A 19098-nucleotide genomic window follows, 5' to 3' on the forward strand; every position below is an offset into this window, starting at 1 on the left:
CTGACGTGCTGGGCAGCCGTCAACCGTACGCGAAAGGGACCCGGCAAAGCTACGTACGCTACGCGTCGATCTCCACGAGCTTCTTGCCGTCGAACGTCATGACCTCGAAGTGGTCGATGTCATTGGGCTGCAGAGCCGCGCCGCCCTGGGCGTAGAGAGGCTCCTTCGCCTCCTCGGACTTGGCGTTCGCGATGCCGTAGCCCCACTTCGGGACCGACCAGGAGGACATCGTCTCGCGCTCGCCGTTCTTGCCGACGGCGATGAGCGAGCACTTCAGCGGGCCCTTGACGTTGCTGAGCTCGACGACACCCCAGGTGCCCCACTCCTTCTCCTGCATCGCCACGGTCGCCGTGACCTTGGTGGACGGGTCCGTCGCCGTCACCTTGTCGGAGAGGGTGCTGAAGGCCGCCTTGGCGCCGGCCGCGAGCGGGGTGGCGGTCTTTCCGGAGTCGCTGCCGCCGTTGACGGACATGACGGTCAGCGGGCCGCCGATGATCAGTGCGGCCGCGGCCGCGACCAGGTAGAAGCCCTTGCGCCGCTTCCGTGCCCGGCGTTCGGAGACCTCGTCGACCAGGCGCTCCGCGAGCCGCGGGCTGGGCCGTGCCGACAGGGACTCCCCGATCGCGGGTGAACCGGCCCCGGGCAGGTCCGCGAGCGCGGCCATCATCGGTTCCATCCCGGCCAGCTCGTCGAGCTGCTGGGCGCACCATTCGCAGGTGGCGAGATGTGCCTCGAAAGCGGTTGCCTCGGCGTCGTCGAGGATCCCGAGGGCGTAGGCGCCGACCGTTTCGTGCTCGCTCGGGCCCGGAGATCCCATCATGGAGCCAGACATACCCGAACCACCTGTACCGAATCCCTGGTTTCCCCCGTAAACACTCATCACGCCGTCACCCCCCGCTCCTCCAGTGCCAGCTTCATCGACCGCAGGGCGTAGAACACCCGGGACCGCACCGTGCCACTGGGAATGCCCAGCGTCTCGGCCGCCTCGTTGACGGTACGCCCCTTGAAGTACGTCTCGACGAGTACCTCCCGGTGGGCAGGGGTCAGGTCGTCGAGCGCATCGGACAGCGTCATCAGCCACAGCGCCTTGTCGATCTCGTCCTCCGCGGGGATGACCTCCAGCGGCGACGGATCGACCTCCTGCGGCCGGGCCTGCCGGCTGCGGTGGCCGTCGATGACGATGCGGCGCGCAACCGTCACCAGCCAGGGGCGTACCGATCCGGTAGCCCGGTTGAGCTGACCGGCGTTCTTCCAGGCACGGATTAGTGTCTCCTGGACCACGTCCTCGGCACGCTGCCGATCTCCGGCGACCAGCCGGAGTACGTACGCAAGGAGAGGTCCGGCGTGCTCTCGATAGAGGGCACGCATCAGCTCCTCATCAGGTTCCGAGGGCTGGGACATGCGATGTCGGGCCCTCGATCCACGTTCATTGGCCACGACGGAATCCTTGCGCACGCCCACCTCCGATGTCCGGGGGTTCCCCCGTTCGGTCGCTCGTGCACAGGTACGGATGTGGTGCGCGTCATGTTCAAAGTGGGATGACAGTTTTCTTCAGCGTGACGTGACGAGGGGGACATGGGTGCACATTCCCCCCGTGCGATCTTTACATTTCCGACACACTGACAAGATCGCCACGGATGCCCGTGTCACGCGTGGGGTAAACGGTGTGTAATCGAAATCACTTCGACGCTCCGTTCACATAAGGACCATAACGGGCGTCAGGCGCGCGCGAGAGCCGCCCGCCGACGGTGCCGGGCCACCCTTTCGCGGTTCCCACAGACCTCACTGGAGCACCAGCGCCTCCTGCGCCCCCGGGATGAATCGACGTAAACGATCGGGCAGTTATCCCCTTCGCACTGCCGCAGACCGGCCCGCGCGACAGGGTCCGTGAGCAGTTCCACGGCGTCCCGGGCTATCGCCCCGAGCAGCGCCGCGCACTGGGGCGCTCCCTCCAGCTCCCGGACGAGCGAGCCGTCCTCGCCCCGTACGGCCCGTGGGGCGGGCGGCGAGACGCGGGCCAGCTCGTTCACGCGGCCGAGCGCGAGGTCGTACGACGGCCGGGGCACCGTCGGCGTCAGTCCACCGCGCACCAACTGCCCTATCTGTCCGCGCAGTTCACGGAAAGCGACCAGCCAGGACGGGTCGGCGTGGGCCAGCGAGGTCGTCGCCGGGACCAGCCCCGCCCCGGTGACCCAGGCGCACAGCACCCCGACGGAGTCGAACCGCTCCACGGGATGGGTGGTGGCGAGGAGGTCGAGACAGATCCGACCGGCGTCGAACCGCAGCTCGTACGCGACCGTGACCGTACCCAGTGCCATGTGCCTGTCACCGCCTGGCTCGGGAAACCTGAGGGCTGAGGAACCGATCCTTCATACAGTGCCTGCCCGTTCGCGCGGCCGGAACCCCTCGTACCGGCGGCTGATGGACGAGCGCTTATGCGGGCGCGCGTCTCGGCGATGTCCCGCCCTCGGCGCCGCCCGTTGACCGGGGACATGACGCAGAACAAGCAGAACAGGCAGAACAAGCAGAGCAGGCAGAGCAGGCAGAGCAGGCATGACGCCGGGAGCACGGGATAGGTACTGGGTGCGGCCACGGTCGCGATGGGCCTGATCGCCGGGGTCTCCTACATCTTCGCCTGCTGTGTGATGCCGGCCCTGGCCCGCAGAGACGACCGGTTCTACGTCGAGGTCACGCGGAACAACAGCGACGTCATCCAGGCCGGGTGCTGGGCTGTACGGCGCACTTCAGCACAGGTCGCGCGAACTCAGCCCGTCCGGAGTGTGAGCCCGTCAGACATGTGAGCCCGTCCGGAGTGTGAGCCGGGTGAGCCCGTCCGGCGGGTGGGGGCGCGGCCGTTCAGGCCGAAGCAAGCGCCCGTCCCGGAGGAAGCAGCCCCGGCGACGGGGCCGCACAACCCCGAGAACGGCCTCACCCGTCCGCGTACTTCGCGTCCGCCGCCGGATCCAGTGCCAGCCGGTACCCCCGCTTCACCACCGTCTGGATCAGCTTCGGCGCCCCGAGTGCCGTCCGCAGCCGGGCCATCGCGGTCTCCACCGCATGCTCGTCGCGGCCGGCACCCGGCAGGGCCCGCAGCAGCTCCGCGCGGGCCACCACCCATCCCGGCCGCCGGGACAGCGCACGCAGCAGCGACATCCCGGCGGGCGGTACTGGCCTCAGGTCGTCGTCGACGAGGACGGCGTGGCCGCGGATCTCCACCCGGTGCCCGGCGACGGGCAGGGTGCGCGCCCGGCTCGGCAGTTCCTTGCAGAGCAGCTGTACGAGGGGGCCGAGCCGGAAACGTTCGGGCTGGACCGTGTCGACGCCGTGGGCCTGCAGTGGCAGCGCGGTGACCGGTCCGACGCAGGCCGGCAGCACGTCGTGGTGGAGGGCGGCGAGCAGTTCGGGCAGCAGCCCGCGCTTCTCGGCCCGGTCGAGCAGGGACACGGCGGCGGGCGCGCTGGTGAAGGTGACCGCGTCGAGGCCCCGGGAGACGGCCGCGTCCAGCAGCCGGTCGAGCGGCGCGATGTCCTCCGGCGGCATCCACCGGTACACCGGCACCCCGACGACCTCCCCGCCCGCCGCCCGCAGCGACTCCACGAAGCCGGGCAGCGGCTCGCCGTGCAGCTGAATGGCGATACGGCGCCCGTCGACCCCCTCCTCCAGCAGCCGGTCCAGCACCTCGGCCATGGACTCGCTCGACGGCGACCAGTCCTCCGTCAGCCCGGCGGCCCGCACCGCGCCCTTGACCTTGGGCCCGCGCGCGAGCAGCTCCACGGCCCGCAGCCGTTCGAGCAGCGGCTCCCCGAGCCCCCACCCCTCGGCGGCCTCGATCCACCCCCTGAAGCCGATGGCCGTGGTCGCGACCACGACGTCCGGCGCCACGTCGAGCAGGTCCTTCGTCGCCGCCAGCAGTTCGCTGTCGTCGGAGAGCGGCACGATGCGCAGGGCGGGTGCGTGCAGGACGGCGGCTCCCCGTCGCTGCAGCAGTGCGCCCAGTTCGTCGGCCCGGCGCGCGGCGGTGACGCCCACGGTGAATCCGGCGAGGGGCCCGTGCTGACCGGTGTCCGGTCGCTGCTGTTCGTCGTACATGGCTCTCGTCCCGAGCTCGAGTCGTCGTACATGAGGTACGGCGGTACCCACATGCCGATCGAGCCTGTCAACGGTCCGTGACAGGCTCGGTTCGGCTTGATGTCGCCGGTGTTACGTCACACCTCGGCGTAGCTGAGCTGCGGCTTCGTCTCTGCGGCGGTCGAGGCCTGGGAGACGGCGGCCGGGCGGCGAAGGTATACGGCCCAGGTCACCCCGAAGCAGAGGGCGTAGTAGACGAGGAAGGCGACGAACGCGCCGGTGCCGGAGCCGTAGGAGAGGAAGGACTGCCGGAAGGCCAGGTTGATGCCGACGCCGCCGAGCGCTCCGAACGCCCCGATGAGGCCCATGGAAGCGCCGGAGAGCCTGCGCCCGTGCTTGACCGCTTCCTCGCCTTCAAGGCCCTTGGCGAGGGCCTTGGTCTGGAAGATGCCAGGGATCATCTTGAAGGTGGATCCGTTGCCGATACCGGTGAGTGAGAAGAGGACGACGAACGCGACGACGAACAACGGCAGCGACTTCTGCATGCTGGCGACGACCAGGACGGCCGTGGCCGCGCCCATCGCGACGTAGTTCCAGAGGGTGATCTTCGCGCCGCCGTACTTGTCGGCGAGCCAGCCGCCCACGGGACGGATCAGCGAGCCGAGCAGCGGGCCGATGAAGGTGAGATACGTGGCCTGCAGCGGCGTGCGTCCGAACTGGTTGGTGAGCACCTGCCCGAAGGCGAAGCTGTAGCCGATGAACGAGCCGAACGTGCCGATGTAGAGGAAGGACATGATCCAGGTGTGCGCGTCCTTCGCGGCGTCCATGGCGGCACCGGTGTCGTTCTTGACGTTCTCGATGTTGTCCATGAACAGTGCGGCGAGGGTGGCCGCGACGACGATCAACGGGATGTAGATCCCGAGCAGCACGCGCGGACCGCCGCTCGCGCCGATGACGGCGAGGGCCACGAGCTGGATGGCGGCGACGCCGATGTTGCCGCCGCCGGCGTTGAGGCCGAGCGCCCACCCCTTCTTCCTCAGCGGGAAGAAGGCGTTGATGTTGGTCATGGAGGAGGCGAAGTTGCCGCCGCCGATGCCGGCGAGCAGCCCGATCCACAGGAAGGTGTCGAAGGACGTGCCCGGCTTCATCACCGCGAACGCGGCGATCGACGGGATGAGCAGCAGGCCGGCCGAGACGACCGTCCAGTTCCGCCCGCCGAAGACGGCGACGGCGAAGGTGTAGGGGACGCGGGCGACGGCGCCGACCAGCGTGACCATCGAGGTCAGCATGAACTTGTCGGCCGGGGTCAGCCCGTACTCCGGGCCCATGAAGAGCACCAGCACGGACCACAGGGTCCAGATCGAGAAGCCGATGTGCTCGGAGAGAACGGAGAAGAGGAGATTGCGCTTGGCGATCTTCTCCCCGGTCTCGTTCCAGAAGGTCTCGTCCTCTGGGTCCCACTGCTGGATCCAGCGACCTCCCCTGCTCGATGCGGGGGCTGTGCTAGGGGCTGTCATGACGCCTCCACGGTGCTCCGGGGCTCGGTCGTGCTCGGGGGCAGATGAGCGGTGATGAGTCCCGAAGGTAGGGAGGCGGCGTTTCCGGTCTGTGGCGCCGGGTGACCGCGAAGGAACTTTGCTCTCACCCGGCCCGGGGGCGGGATGAGAGGTACAGCGTCGGTACGTTACGAACAGCTCTCCGGCTGCGGGCGGCTCGTGTGAAGGCGCACCCCGGCGCCTGCCGGGCCCGCCGAGCCCGGTGTGCAGCGGACAGTGGGCAGCTCAGTGCTGAGGGGACTGCCAGTTGGGGTTCTGCTGGGGGTAGGGCTGCTGCGGGGGGTACGGCTGCGGCGGTTGCTGCTGGGGGTACGGCTGCTGGGGCGCGGCGTAGGGGCCGGGGGCCGGGGGCTGCTGGGGGGCGTAGGGGCCGGGGGCCTGCTGGGGGTGGCCGTAGGGCTGGGGCGGCGGCTGATGCTGATGCTGCTGCTGCTGCGGGAAGCCGTAGGGCTGGGGTTGGTACGACGGCTGGGCGGCGTACGGCCCCGGGACCGGCTGCCCCTGCTGACCCGGCTGTCCGTAAGGAGCGTGGGCCGGGGTGGCGGGAGTGCCCGGCGCACCCATCTGCGGCTGACCGGCCCCGTACGGACCGCCCGCGAACGGGTTCGCCTGACCCGGCATCTGCAGCCCCGGCGGCAGGTAACGCACCCGCCCCGTCTCATCCGTCATCGGCATGAATCCGGCGGCCTGCAGCCGGCGCGCGAACTTGGCGTTGCGCTTGCGGGTCACGAGCAGACCGATGCCGAAGATCGCCATGAAGATCAGCCAGACGATGCCCGCCACGACGAAGTCGAGGGCCTCACCGCCCGCCCGGTACCCGGCGATCCCGCAGGCGACGGTGACGCCGAGCGCCGCGTACCCCATGCGCTTCTCGGCGTTCTTGCCCGTGAGGTCGAACTGGATGCGGGCTTTGAGGAGTTCGAGGGCGTCGGGGACGAGGGGCGGCAGCGAGACCCCGTCGCTGGCGTTCGGATACTGCGCCCAGTTCTGCGCGGCCCGCGCCCGGGCCTGTGGGTTCGGGTCGGGCGCGATCAGCATCTTCAGCGCGTTGTTGCGCGAGCCGGTGTGCCGCGCGTCCACGTACTCGTACCCGAACTGCTGGGCGACGAAGGCCAGTCGTGACAGCTTCTTCACAGAAGCCATCGGACTGGTGAGCTCGACAGGCTCCCCACCGGCCATCAACCGCAGCATGTTCCGAACCTGCCGCTTACTCATCGCTCCTGCTCCCCCGGGCGCTCTGTTCACTTACGCAACCGGGGCAGTGTGTCACGGGGGTGTGGGGCAGGGGATCTCGGGTGTGGGAGCTTGACCGGCCTTTGACGGTGTCGGGCGCGGTCACCGACGGCGTCGGCCGACCGCCGTCGGACAGATCTCGATTCCGAAGGACACGGAGAGCTTGGGCCTGCCATGGAAGAGGACTGTGAGGCCGTAGGCATGTGGGGCCGGGACAAGTTCGCAGGCATGCACGACGGAGTGTCCCTTGCCGTCGTCCTGCTCGACGCGCCAGAAGTGCGGCACGCGTGCGGCCGCGTGTTTACGGGGCTTGACCTCTACGGTCGCGCTCGCGGGAATCAGCCGGGACGACCTCAACCCGGCCGCGGTCCCGGCGACTTCTCCGGCCAGGTCGGCAGCCGCGGTTCGATCAGTGCCCACAAGCCCGGCCACGATGCACGACCATACCTCCGAGCCATTGACTTCGATCACCGCGGTCGGTACTTTTTGATCTTGTAATTGGATATACGCGTACATGACAACGGAGAATTCAATGAAGGCAAAGAGAGCCATCGTCGCCGGCGCTGCACTTCTGGCAACTTCCCTGGGGGTGGCACAGGGCACCGCGTTCGCCGACGTTCATAACTCGTCGGACACGAAGGGGCATACCGGTCGGTGCGCCTCCAGTCACGTATGCCTCTACTATCACTCGGGCGAGTCCGGGGCCAAGTTCAGCGTCGCCTACGACGACAACAACGCTCAGGTGACGGCCGCGATACCGGATCTCGCCGGCCACTACTTCGACTCTTCCGGTGCCGGTGCGGGGCAGTCGGTGAAGAACAACGCCGCGTCGGCCGAAATCTACGGCTCGCACTGCTCCCTGTGGGTCTATTACAACAGTAACTATGGCGGAAACGTCGACTACTTTGGCGACAGTTCCTATGGGCAGCTCTGGTACACGTACAACGAGGACGCCTCCTTGAAGGCAGGCTGCCCGTAAGCTTCTGGGCCGGCCCTGACTGGCTGACTGCCGCAAGTCAGTCAGCCAGTCAGGGCTGGCCGACTTTTTTTAGTACAGCCTGCAGTTCGCTAAGGACTGTCGAGCGATCGAAGAATCGATGGATCATGCGATACGTCAAGAATGTCTTGGCCACGACATGCGCCGCAGTCTCCCTGCTGGCGCTTTCTTCTTGTGCCGGTTCCGGGGACGACCCTGCCCCTGCTCCCCAGGCATCGGGCCCTACAGGGCACGCACAGCCATCCCCCGGCATCGAGGCCAATCCGCTCCCACTGCCGGTGCAGAAGTATCTCCTGACGCCGAGTAAAATATCGGGAATCCGGTCCGCGACCAACATTCTAGTCAATGCGTGCTTGCGCCAGCGAAACGTTCCGCCGATAAAACAGACGACGAGTGAAGCAAGCCAGCAAAACAATCCCGACCCCTATGAGGTCGGGCGGCGCTATGGGCCGATCGTCAAATCCGATATCTTGACCTACGGCTATCACCTCCCGCCTGCATGGTTCGGCAGCGCAACTGCTTCTCCGAAAGTCTCGGCTCAGCAGGAGGCCGCCATGAACGGCCCGTCGGGTTGCCTTGCCGTTTCCCGGGGGGAGCTCATCGGCGACCGGTCTCTGGACTCCCCGGTCGCGCGGCAAATCAGCAGCAAAAGCTTCATGGAGTCCCTGAAGGATCCCAAGGTGAAGGCGGTCATCGCGGACTGGTCCAGCTGCATGGCCAAGAAGGGCTATTCATACACGGGTCCCCTGCAGGCGCTTTCGAAAGCAGATCTGAGGTCGTCGAAGCCAGGCGTGAAAGAGCTGCGCGACGCGGCTGCCGATTATTCCTGCAAAGTTTCCACCCATTTGATCTCCACATGGCAGGCAGTCGAGACCAGGATTCAGGACAAGGAAATCGCAAAGCATCTGTCGGCCCTGAAGAAGGCGAACGCGCAGAGGGCCCAGATCATGGCGAAAGCAGACAAGATCGTCCGCCAGGGCGGATGACAGCGCCGCGGCACTGAGCCTTCGCCGTCTTCGAGCCTGACCGCGTCCGCCCTCGGATCTGGTCAGCCCTTCCGCCGAGCCCTCCCACGCTTCGCCCCGTCCGGCCAAAGGCGTGGGCTCCGTTTCGCCGCGAGGTCCTCGATCCAGCCGAAGGCGAGGATCGCGAGGCCGATCAGGGGCCAGACGAGGAAGAACATCCAGAGCATGTACGTCGAGTCCAGTGCCGCCGACGCCCGGTCGCTCTCCATGAACGGGAGGCTGTAGGCCTGGTCGATGATCGGGACCGTCGCCATGATCAGCAGGTTGTGCCAGAGGTAGATGGTGACGGCCCTGTTGTTGGCCAGGGTCACCAGCTTGTCCCACCTGGCGAGGCGGCCCGGCAGTTCCCGCCACGACGGCGAGTACTGGAGCAGGATCACCACGAAGCCGAAGGACCAGGCCGCCTGTGCCAACGGGATGTCGTTCAGGTCCCAGCCGTCGGGGCCCAGATGGCCCGACGCCCACCACAGGCCGAACGCCATCATCAACGCCGCGCAGGAGACGGCGACATAGCGCGGGACCCGCTGGAGCATGCCCTCGTGGTGAGCGAGGCCCAGGACCCAGCAGCCGCCGTAGACCGTGAAGTCGGTGATCGCGTTGCCGGTCTCGCCCGGGATGGTCACCAGGCCCGTACCGACGATCGCCGTCAGGCCCAGCGGAGCCAGCAGCGTCGCCCACGGCATGCGCCGGAACGCCCACAGCAGCAGCGGGGACGCGATCACGAACCACAGATACGCCCGCAGGTACCACAGCGGCCCGGCCGCCTGGTCGGCCCAGGTGGAGTCCAGCAGGCCCCCGTCGTGGCCGAGGTGCCAGGGGTAGGGCGGGGCGCCGATCGGGATGACGTAGTTGACCAGTTCGACGATGCCCCAGGTGCCGCCGTTGTCCGGGTCCTTCGCCGGGTTCCAGCCGTCCGCGAACATCATGGCCAGCACCAGCGCGCTGAACGCCCACAGCGGTGGCAGGAGACGGCGGATCCGGCCGCGGATCACGCTCATCGCCGGGCGGCTCAACGAGCGCGCCATCAGTGAGCCCGCCAGCGCGAACATCACGCCCATGGACGGGAAGAGCACCGACAGCCAGGCCCAGCCGAACAGGTGGTAGACCACCACGCGGACCAGCGCGATCGAACGCAGCAGGTCCAGGTAGCGGTCGCGGCCCGGTTTCCCCGGCGCGGGCGCAGGTGCGGGCGCCTGCACCTCAGGTTCGGCCACCGGCGGTTGCTGCGGGATGCCGTACGACGGCGTCGACTCCGGGGTCCCGGTCGGGTATCCGTGGGTCATGCCACAGGCCTCCGATCACTGTCGGCGGCACGGGTCCGCCGGCTGGGTACCGGCCCGCCGGGTGCCTCCACGACACCCGTCCGCCGCAGCTTCTGCCAGCGCAGGCGGCCGCCGGTGAGCGCCGTGATCCAGGACTGGAGCAGCACGACGTACATGAGTTGGCGGTAGAGGATCTGCTGCAGCGGCAGCGAGATGAGGTGGGTCATGCGTTCGCGGTCCAGGCGGAAGGCGTAGGCCGCGCAGACCGCCTGTACCGCCAGGACACCGAGCCACGCCACGATCGTCTTCTGCGTCGGGCCGAAGACGACTCCGTAGAGGAGGAAGATGTCGATCAGGGGGGCCAGCAGCGGGGCCACCACCATGAACAGGGACACCAGGGGCAGGCCGACGCGGCCGAAGCGGCCCGAGGGGCCCTTCTCCACGAGGGCACGGCGGTGCTTCCAGATCGCCTGCATGGTGCCGTACGACCATCGGTAGCGCTGCGACCACAGTTGCTGGACCGTCTCGGGCGCCTCCGTCCAGGCCCGCGCCTTCTCGGCGTAGACGACCCGCCAGCCGTCGCGGTGCAGGGCCATGGTGATGTCGGTGTCCTCGGCGAGCGTGTCGTCGCTCATGCCGCCCACCCGCTCCAGCGCCGGGCGCCGGAAGGCCCCGACGGCCCCCGGGATCGTCGGCATGCAGCGCATGAGGTCGTACATACGGCGGTCGAGGTTGAAGCCCATCACGTACTCGATGTGCTGCCAGGCGCCGATCATCGAGTTCCGGTTGCCGACCTTCGCGTTGCCTGCGACGGCTCCCACGCGCCGGTCGCCGAAGGGCTGCACCAGCTCCCGTACCGTCGCCGGTTCGAAGACGGTGTCGCCGTCCATCATCACGATGATGTCGTAACGGGCGTTCGCCAGGCCGCGGTTGAGGGCGGCGGGTTTGCCCGCGTTCAGCTGGCGGACGACGCGGACGTTGGGCAGGCCCAGCTCCTCCACGATCCGCGCCGTGCCGTCGCTCGAACCGTCGTCGATGACGATCACCTCGATGGGGTGCTCGCTCGCCATCAGTGAACGGACCGTGTTCTCGATGCACTTGGCCTCGTTGTACGCGGGCACCAGCACCGACACCGGTTCGGTGACCGGCGGGCCCCAGGTGAAGCCCGGGCGCCGCACCCTGCGCGCATGGGCCCCAGACAGCAGGAGCATCAGCACGAAACGGCCGATGACCAGGCCACCGATGATCGCGAGGGCGACGACCATCACTGCGGTGATGTCGTCCGAGGCCTGGACCAGGAAGATCCACGCCCTGCCCTTCCACAGCCCGACGCCGGTGACCCCGGTGTGCGCGCTGGGTGCGTCAAGGGCCTCGGTGAGGTTGTCGAACACGTAGCCCTGCTTCTGCAGCATGGGCAGAAACCTGTCCAGCGCCAGCACCGTCTGGTGCCGGTCGCCGCCCGAGTCGTGCATCAGGACGATCGCGCCCTTGCCGCCGTGCGGGGTGGCGTTGCGGATGATCCGGCCGACGCCGGGCTTCTGCCAGTCCTCGCTGTCCGTGTTGTTGACGACGGTGATGTAGCCGCGGCTGCCGATGTACCGGGTGACCGGCCAGGACTCGTCGTCCATGGCGTCGGCGAAGGAGGAGTACGGCGGACGGAACAGGGAGGTGCGGATGCCCGCGGCCCCCGAGATCGCCAGCTGGGTCTGCGACAGCTCCCAGTCGATGCGCTTGTGGGACTGGAAGGAGAGGTCGGGGTGGTTGAAGGTGTGCACGCCGACCTCGTGGCCCTCGGCGACCATGCGCCTGACCAGGTCCGGGTAGCGCGAGGTCATCGTGCCGGTGACGAAGAAGACCGCGTGCGCGTGGTGCTTCTTGAGCACGTCCAGGACCTTGGGGGTCCAGGTCGGGTCCGGGCCGTCGTCGAAGGTGAGGACCAGCCGGTGGTCGGGCACCTTCAGGCTGGTGGTGCGGCCGCTGCGGGTGTCGATGACGGGGCCGCCGTCCAGGATCTTCTCCGGGACCTTGTCGGTGGCGGCCTCGGGCTGGATGCGATGGTCGGCGAGGATCTCGCTGTGCACGTACCCGCGCAGCATCAGCATCGCCACCATGGCGACGAGGACGAGCATGGGCAGCAGCAGGCGCATGGGCAGGCGGCGACGCGGAGAGCCGTCGCGGGCTGAGGTCGCGGGCCCGTGACGGCGGGTGCGGGATGCCATCAGAGGGTGGGCTCCGGGGACGGTGCGGACGAGGCGACGGGCGTGCCCGGCTCCTCGGTGACGGGCGAAGGGCTGCTGGGACCGTCGGCGACCGGTCCACTGCCGGAGCCGGTGCCGGTACCGCCCGTGCCTCCCGGGGACTGCGACGGCGCGACGGAACTCGCGCTGGGGCTCGGGGTCGGTGAGCTGGATGTCGGCGGGTTCACCGAGGCCGACGGGACCGGGTCGACCACACCGGGCCCGGGCTTCGTCGCGGACTTGGACGGTGTCGGGCCGGGGTCGGCGGACGCACCCGGACCGGCCGGGGCGGCGGACTTGCCGTGAGCCGTGCCGCTCGCGCCCGGCGACGGCGTCGTACCGTCACTGGCCGTCGGCGTCGAACCGGGCACGACGATTCCGATGCCCGTGCCGGTGCCTGCGGGCCGGGCCGAGTCCGCGGGCCGTGAGGTCGGCTCGACCTGACCGGCCGGCTTGTCGTCCTTCTGGCCCGGCACGGGCAGCCAGGGAGCGTCGGAACTCCCGGACAGCAGCGTGACGACGATGACGACGGCGTAGACCGCGCAGGCCGTGCCGACGGCTATGCCCAGACGGCGAAAGCGCCGGCTGCGGCGGCCCGACTCGTCGACGAAGACCGGTGCGTCACAGCCGTCGGAGCCACCGCCGGTCTCCCCCTCGGCATTGCGCAGGCGCCGGTCCTGCTGCATGCCGACGGCGTCGAGCTGGACGGTCACCTCGTGCGGGTCGTGGGACTGGGCGCTCTCGCCCGGCGCCTCCCACGGATCGCGCAGGCCGACGGCCCGGCCTTGTTCGGGATGGCGTCCGGAGCCCCCGCTCAGTACGTCGGTCGCGTCGATGTCCGCGAAGCCCCCACGAGGGACTCCGGTTCTCGCCGTGTCCGGAAACGACTGGGTGATGCCATTCCTTCTGGCTTCCCCTGTTATTGGAAGGGCCTGGGCCTCTGATGCCGCTTCGGGCCATTCCGGTTGGGCGTCTTCCCGCCACTTTTTCACGTGCACGCACATCCCCCCACGGGACAGTTCTGGGTGCGCGTACGACACGAGCACACGCCGGCCGAACCCGGCCCCCACCGGATTCGAGCGCCCCCTACCACAACGTGCTCGGGCCCTGAATGTAGCGCATGGGGAGGTTCTGTGTGCGCAACGTGTCAGCCGTGACCCTGAATGATCTCTGCATCGATGGCTGGAACCCATCCATTGGAGGGCACTCGAAGCCACTGCTCCTCGACCGACAGTTCGACCGCAGCCCGTCGAAGCGCACCGAATCCGGGGTGCACCAGACCCTTCCGCCACACAAGTGACACCGGCGACAAAGGGACAGGATCGATCAAGGGACGCAGCACCCTGCCAGGCATGGCGGGAAAATCCACGACGGCGAGAATGGGGCTCCGCATCCTGGCCATGATCCTTTGGAACTCCTCGTCCGCGACGGCCAGCGGCACGGGCTGTGCGATTTCGATGCCACGGCCGTCGAACAAACGGCGTGCGAGATCGGTCCATTCCGGCGTACGCGGATTTCCGGCGCCGGCGTACACCGTCTCCCCTTTCAGAGCGGCGAGCGGCACCGCCTCCAGGGACGCCAGCTGATGATCCTCGGGCAGCACGACCGCCATCGGCTCGTATCGCACGGGCTGGTGCTCCAGCCGGGCCCGCAGCACCGGGTCCAGCCCCGCGAACCGCCCGAACGAGGCGTCCAGCCGCCCCGCGAGCAACTCACCGGCAGCGCCCGTAAGGCCGCTCTCGTAGCGGGCCATCAGCTCCTGCTCGGGGGCGAGTTCACGGGCCCGGTGCAGGACGCGGCGCGCGGTGGCCTGGTCCGGGAAGTTGAGGTCGACCAGCAGCGGCCGGGCCTGCCCGAAGGCGGCGAGCAGCGCGTCCTGCGCCTCCAGCACCCGGCGCGCGTACGGCAGCAGCCGCTCGCCGTCGGCCGTCAGCGTCACCTGCCGGGTCGACCGCACGAACAGGTCGACGTCGAGTTCCCGCTCCAGCCGCCGCACATCCCGGCTGAGCGCCTGCTGGGCGACGTGGAGCCTGGCGGCGGCGCGGGTGAAGTGCAGTTCCTCGGCGACGGTGAGGAAGGCGCGCAACAGGCGCGGATCGAGGTGACCGGTCGCGGGCATCCGGCGAACTTACAACAGGAGTGCGTGAATCGGTACGGAGAAGGTGTTGGACCCCTTGACCGGGTACGGGCGACGGTGGTGCCCATGCCGCAGCCGTCCGACAGGAAAGCCCCGCTGTTCACGGTCACCGCCGACACCCTCGTCGCCGTCGACTTCAACCCCCGTACCGGGACCGGCCCTCCCGGCCCCTACCGCCGCCTCTTCGCCGTCCCCGGCGTCCGCGCCTTCACCGCCGGCAACCTCCTGGCCCGCCTCCCCATGGGCATGTTCAGTGTGAGCGCGGTCGTGATGATCGCCGGTGCGCGCGGCTCGTACGCCCTGGCGGGCGCCGTCACCGCGGCCGGCCTCGCGGCGACGGCCGCGGTGGCCCCGTGGACCGCGCGGCTCGTCGACCGGCACGGCCAGGCCCGGATCGCCGTACCCGCCACGGTGATCGCGGTCCTCGGCTCCCTCGCCCTTCTGCTGTGCGTGCACTTCGACGCGCCCGCCTGGACTCTGTTCGCCTCGTACGCCGCCACCGCGACGACCCCGAACACCGGCGGCATGTCCCGCGCCCGCTGGGCCCACCTGCTGGAGGGCGACGAGGGCGCGCTGCACACCGCGAACTCCTTCGAACAGGCCGCCGACGAGCTGTGCTTCATGCTGGGCCCGGTGCTCGCCGCCTTCCTGTGCGGGACGTTCTTCCCGGAGGCGGGCACGCTGGCCGGGGCGGTGCTGCTGCTGAGCGGCATGCTGCTGTTCGCCGCGCAGCGCTCGACCGAGCCGCCGGCGCGGCGGCAGGCCCGCGCCGGGTCCCCGTTCCGCGCACCCGGAATGCGCCCACTGCTCGCTGTCTGCCTGGCGATGGGCGCCGTGTTCGGGTCCATGGAGGTCGTCACGATCGCGTTCGCGGACGCGCAGGGACACCGTTCGGCGGCGGGCGTCGTGCTCGCGCTGCAGGCGGCGGGTTCGTGCGCGGCCGGGCTGCTGTACGGGGCACTGCCGCAGTCCGGTGCCGCCTCGGCCCGGCTGCCCTGGTGCGTCGCGGCGATGACCGCCCTGCTGACCCTCCCCCTCCTCGCCGCCGCCCTCAGCGGCTCGCTCCCGCTGCTGGCGCTCACGCTGCTGATCGCCGGCATGGCGACCGCCCCGACCATGGTCACGACCATGACGCTGGTGCAGCGGCGCAGCCCCGAGGGCCGGCTGAACGAGGGCATGACCCTCGCGGTGACCGGCCTGCTCGGCGGGATCGCCTGCGGCTCGGCGGCCGGCGGCTCGCTGGTGGACCACCTCTCGCCCACGGCCGGGTTCGGGGTGCCTGCGACGGCGGCTGCCGTGGCGCTGGTGATCTCCCTCGCCCACGGGATTCCGGCAGACCCGAACAGCGATTCCCGTCCGATGCATTGACTGGTCCACAGACCACACATACCTTCACCCGTCGAAGCGCTTCGACGCAGGGCATCGAATCGATTCGACGATGCGGAAAACGTTCGTTGCGTGAGGCTCCGATAACCGCCCAGCTCTCCTGGAGGCAGGGATGTTGACGGCACGAAGGCATGTGATGACGGCCGCGGCCGCGGTCCTGGGCGGCGCGCTGCTCATGACCGCCTGCGGCGGCTCGGACGGCGGATCGTCCTCCGACGCCAAGACGCTGCGGCTCTGGCACTACGAGGGGCCCGACAGCGCGATGGGCGTGGCCTGGAACGAGGCGATCAAGGAGTTCGAGGCGACCCATCCGGGTGTCAAGGTGAAGTTCGAGGAGAAGGGCTTCGAACAGATCCAGAAGACGGCGCCCATGATCCTCAACTCCTCGGACGCGCCCGACCTCATGGAGTACAACAAGGGCAACGCGACCGCGGGTGCCCTCTCCAAGCAGGGCCTGCTGACCGATCTGACCGCGGAGGCCACCAAGCGCGGCTGGGACAAGAGGCTCAGCCCCGGCGTGGCCACGACCAGCCGGTACGGCACCGACGGGGTCATGGGATCCGGCAAGTGGTACGGCGTGCCCAACTACGCCGAGTACACGATGATCTACTACAACAAGGCCCTGTTCGCGAAGTACAAGATCGCCGAACCCAGGACCTTCGACGAACTCACGGCCGCCATGGACGCGTTCGCCAGGAAGGGCGTCACCCCGCTCGCCGACGCGGGCGCCGAGTACATGGCCCAGCAGTACCTCTACCAGCTCGCCCTGTCCAAGGCAGACCGCTCCTGGGTCGACGACTTCCAGCTGTACAAGGGGAAGACCGACTTCCATGACGCGGCCTGGACGTACGGTGCGACCACCTTCGCCGACTGGGTGAAGAAGGGCTACATCAGCAAGAAGTCCACCAGCACCAAGGCCGAGGACGCGGGCGTCTCCTTCATCCAGGGCAAGGCGCCGATCATTTTCTCCGGCAGCTGGTGGTACGGCCGCTTCCAGGCGGAGGCCAAGTTCGACTGGGACTCCTCCCTGTGGCCCGGCTCCGACCTCACCCCGGGCTCCGGCGGCAACCTCTGGGTGGTCCCCAAGAACGCCCGGAACAAGGACCTCGCCTACGACTTCATCGACATCACCCTGTCGAAGAAGATCCAGAACCTGCTCGGCAACAAGGGTGGCGTCCCGGTCGCCGCGGACACGAGCGCCATCAGCGACCCGAAGTCCAAGCAGCTCATCTCCGGCTTCAACACCGTCAGCCGGCGGGACGGCCTGGCCTTCTACCCGGACTGGCCGGTCACCGGCTTCTACGACGTCCTCGTCTCCGAGACCCAGAAGCTGATGACGGGCAGCGAGAAACCGGACGGCTACCTCGACGCCCTCCAGCAGGCCTACGACAAGGGCGCGCCGAAGCGATGACGGTCACCGTCGAACGGGATGCGCGTGCCGTCGGCAAGCACCAGGCCGCCGGCCCGCGCCGCCCCCGTACCCGCGACTCGTACGCCCTGTTCCTGCTCCCCGGCGTCCTCGCCTTCGCGGCGGTCATCGTCGTCCCGTTCCTGATGAACACGGGCGTGAGCTTCACCGACTGGCAGGGCATCGGCAGCCCCAAGTGGTCCGGGCTCGCCAACTACCGCGAGCTGATGGACGATTCGGAGTTCTGGGCGTCCTTCCGGCACAGCCTGTTCATGGTCGTCGCCATGGCCGCCATACCGACGCTGACCGGACTCGTCCTGGCCGCCGCCCTGTTCGACTACGTCGGCAAGCTCTTCGGACCGAGGTGGGCCGCGGTGCTGCGCGCCTGCTTCTACCTCCCGCAGGTGCTGCCGATCGCGGTCGCCGGCATCGTCTGGAGCTGGATCCTCGCCCCCGACAACGGCTCCCTCAACGAGCTGTTGAAAGCGGTGGGGCTGGGCTCCTGGCAACAGGACTGGCTCGGTGACCCCGACCTCGCGCTGTACAGCGTGATGGGCGTGATGGTCTGGGTGCAGATCGGTTTCCCGCTGGTCGTCTTCATGGCCGGACTGCAGCGCGTCGACCCGCAGTTGTACGAGGCGGCCGAGCTGGACGGCGCGGGCTGGTGGCGCCGCTTCTGGCACATCACGCTTCCGCAGATCCGGCCGGAGGTCTATGTCGTCCTGACCTGGTGCACGATCGCCGCGCTCAAGGTGTTCGGCGCGGTCTACGTGCTGACCAAAGGCGGGCCGGGCGGCGCGACCGACGTCCCCTCCTACTTCTCCTTCTCCACCTTCTTCGAGAAGACCCAGGTCGGCTACGGCGCCGCGATCTCCACCGTCCTCACCGTGATCATCCTGCTCCTCTCCCTGGCCGGCCTGAAACTCCAGACCCGCGCGGAGGACGCCGAGGAAGGAGTACGGACATGACCACCGCCCTGCGCCGTTACCCGGTGCTGATCGCCCTGTGCATCGCGGCCCTGTTCATGGTGGTGCCGTTCGCGATCGTCGCGGTCAACGCCGTCAAGTCGCCGGCCGAGTACTCCGCGAACGGGCCGCTCAGCCTGCCCAGGGGCCTCTACCTGGACGGGCTGAAGGACTTCTGGGAGCGGGTGGACTACGGCCAGAAGCTGTTCAACTCGGTGCTGATCAGCGGCTCGGTGGCCGTACTCGCGGCGATCCTGTCGGTCCTGAACGCGTACGCGATCGGCATCGGCAGGATCAAGGGCCGCACCTGGGTCCTGGCCTTCTTCGTGCTGGCCAACATGCTGCCGCAGGAGGCGCTGGTCTACCCGGTCTACTACCTGAGCAAGCAGGCGGGCCTGTACGACACCAGGCTCAGCGTGATCATCGTGTTCACGGTGATCCAGGCGGCCTTCGGCACGTATCTGCTCTCCTCCGTGCTCGGCCGGTTCCCCCGCGAGATCATCGAGGCGGCCAGGATCGACGGCGCGACCAGGTGGCAGGTCCTGTGGCGGATCGTCGTCCCGGTGAGCCGCCCGACGATCGGTGTGCTCCTGGTCTTCTTCTTCATCTGGACCTGGAACGAGTTCCTCCTCCCCCTGGTCATGCTGATCTCCAACGACAACCAGACCGTGTCGGTGGCCCTCGGCGTCCTCCAGGGCCAGCGCCTGATGGACGCCACGATGACCAACGCGGCCGCTCTCCTCGGCGTCCTCCCCGCCATCGTCTTCTTCCTCGTCTTCCAACGGACCCTCACCCGCGGCATCGCCGTCGGCGCGGTGAAGTAA

General features: G+C 68.7%; 17 protein-coding genes and 1 pseudogene. 7 read left to right on the forward strand and 11 right to left on the reverse strand.

All coding sequences use genetic code 11. The features are described from left to right. Window positions 1-58: 58 nt before the first annotated feature. The 3 genes from OOK07_RS16340 to OOK07_RS16350 all read right to left on the reverse strand — a co-directional run bounded on the left by OOK07_RS16340 (window position 59) and on the right by OOK07_RS16350 (window position 2318). Window positions 59-832, reverse strand: coding sequence for an anti-sigma factor family protein (locus OOK07_RS16340; protein ID WP_323182960.1), 774 nt, complete (start codon window positions 830-832; stop codon window positions 59-61). A 47-nt stretch (window positions 833-879) separates the two neighbouring features. Beyond that, entirely contained in the window at window positions 880-1401 is a 522-nt protein-coding gene (locus OOK07_RS16345; protein ID WP_010039908.1) for a sigma-70 family RNA polymerase sigma factor, read from the reverse strand. Window positions 1402-1718: 317 nt separating this feature from the next. Next, entirely contained in the window at window positions 1719-2318 is a 600-nt protein-coding gene (locus OOK07_RS16350) for a CGNR zinc finger domain-containing protein (RefSeq protein ID WP_266797141.1), read from the reverse strand. 117 nt (window positions 2319-2435) lie between these two features. On the opposite strand from OOK07_RS16350, the pseudogene OOK07_RS43690 reads away from it, so the two are divergent. Further along, window positions 2436-2717, forward strand: a pseudogene (locus OOK07_RS43690) (hypothetical protein); the annotation flags it as partial. Between the two features lie 211 nt (window positions 2718-2928). On the opposite strand, the gene OOK07_RS16360 reads toward OOK07_RS43690, so the two are convergent. The 4 genes from OOK07_RS16360 to OOK07_RS16375 all read right to left on the reverse strand — a co-directional run bounded on the left by OOK07_RS16360 (window position 2929) and on the right by OOK07_RS16375 (window position 7409). Next, window positions 2929-4089 (reverse strand): uroporphyrinogen-III synthase, encoded by a 1161-nt coding sequence (locus OOK07_RS16360; protein WP_266680896.1) that lies wholly within the window; start codon window positions 4087-4089, stop codon window positions 2929-2931. A 116-nt stretch (window positions 4090-4205) separates the two neighbouring features. Continuing rightward, window positions 4206-5585 (reverse strand): nitrate/nitrite transporter, encoded by a 1380-nt coding sequence (locus OOK07_RS16365; RefSeq protein ID WP_266680898.1) that lies wholly within the window; start codon window positions 5583-5585, stop codon window positions 4206-4208. Window positions 5586-5849: 264 nt separating this feature from the next. Next, window positions 5850-6839 (reverse strand): hypothetical protein, encoded by a 990-nt coding sequence (locus OOK07_RS16370; protein ID WP_266797143.1) that lies wholly within the window; start codon window positions 6837-6839, stop codon window positions 5850-5852. A 120-nt stretch (window positions 6840-6959) separates the two neighbouring features. Further along, entirely contained in the window at window positions 6960-7409 is a 450-nt protein-coding gene (locus OOK07_RS16375) for a hypothetical protein (RefSeq protein ID WP_266797144.1), read from the reverse strand. Here OOK07_RS16375 and OOK07_RS16380 point away from each other — a divergent pair. Together OOK07_RS16380 and OOK07_RS16385 are read left to right on the forward strand one after the other, a co-directional pair. Further along, window positions 7390-7836, forward strand: coding sequence for a peptidase inhibitor family I36 protein (locus OOK07_RS16380; RefSeq protein WP_266797146.1), 447 nt, complete (start codon window positions 7390-7392; stop codon window positions 7834-7836). The two genes, OOK07_RS16375 and OOK07_RS16380, sit on opposite strands and share 20 nt — an antisense overlap. A gap of 125 nt (window positions 7837-7961) precedes the next feature. Further along, window positions 7962-8840 (forward strand): hypothetical protein, encoded by an 879-nt coding sequence (locus tag OOK07_RS16385; protein WP_266797147.1) that lies wholly within the window; start codon window positions 7962-7964, stop codon window positions 8838-8840. Between the two features lie 62 nt (window positions 8841-8902). Here OOK07_RS16385 and OOK07_RS16390 read toward each other — a convergent pair whose 3' ends face one another. From OOK07_RS16390 to OOK07_RS16405, 4 genes are all read right to left on the reverse strand, one after another. Beyond that, the gene (locus OOK07_RS16390) at window positions 8903-10162 is read right to left on the reverse strand and encodes an acyltransferase family protein (RefSeq protein ID WP_266797149.1); all 1260 of its coding nucleotides are present in this window, start codon (window positions 10160-10162) and stop codon (window positions 8903-8905) included. Then, window positions 10159-12360, reverse strand: a complete 2202-nt coding sequence (locus tag OOK07_RS16395) for a bifunctional polysaccharide deacetylase/glycosyltransferase family 2 protein (protein WP_266680910.1) — start codon at window positions 12358-12360, stop codon at window positions 10159-10161. Before OOK07_RS16395 ends, OOK07_RS16390 begins: the two co-directional genes overlap by 4 nt. Then, entirely contained in the window at window positions 12360-13382 is a 1023-nt protein-coding gene (locus tag OOK07_RS16400) for a hypothetical protein (RefSeq protein ID WP_406311812.1), read from the reverse strand. Before OOK07_RS16400 ends, OOK07_RS16395 begins: the two co-directional genes overlap by 1 nt. Before the next feature lie 143 nt (window positions 13383-13525). After that, complete coding sequence (locus OOK07_RS16405) at window positions 13526-14497, reverse strand: LysR family transcriptional regulator (protein ID WP_266797152.1); 972 nt, start codon at window positions 14495-14497, stop codon at window positions 13526-13528. 84 nt (window positions 14498-14581) lie between these two features. Here OOK07_RS16405 and OOK07_RS16410 point away from each other — a divergent pair, with 84 nt between their 5' ends. The 4 genes from OOK07_RS16410 to OOK07_RS16425 all read left to right on the forward strand — a co-directional run bounded on the left by OOK07_RS16410 (window position 14582) and on the right by OOK07_RS16425 (window position 19098). Then, window positions 14582-15883 carry an MFS transporter gene (locus OOK07_RS16410; protein ID WP_266797153.1) on the forward strand — a complete coding sequence of 434 codons (1302 nt, stop codon included), beginning with the start codon at window positions 14582-14584 and terminating at the stop codon, window positions 15881-15883. Window positions 15884-16013: 130 nt separating this feature from the next. Next, window positions 16014-17312, forward strand: coding sequence for an ABC transporter substrate-binding protein (locus tag OOK07_RS16415; protein ID WP_266680914.1), 1299 nt, complete (start codon window positions 16014-16016; stop codon window positions 17310-17312). Further along, complete coding sequence (locus OOK07_RS16420; protein WP_266680916.1) at window positions 17309-18277, forward strand: carbohydrate ABC transporter permease; 969 nt, start codon at window positions 17309-17311, stop codon at window positions 18275-18277. The genes OOK07_RS16415 and OOK07_RS16420 overlap by 4 nt, the downstream gene beginning before the upstream one ends. Then, the gene (locus tag OOK07_RS16425; RefSeq protein WP_266680918.1) at window positions 18274-19098 is read left to right on the forward strand and encodes a carbohydrate ABC transporter permease; all 825 of its coding nucleotides are present in this window, start codon (window positions 18274-18276) and stop codon (window positions 19096-19098) included. Before OOK07_RS16420 ends, OOK07_RS16425 begins: the two co-directional genes overlap by 4 nt.

The organism is Streptomyces sp. NBC_00078 (assembly GCF_026343335.1).
In the GTDB taxonomy this organism is placed as follows: Bacteria; Actinomycetota; Actinomycetes; order Streptomycetales; family Streptomycetaceae; genus Streptomyces.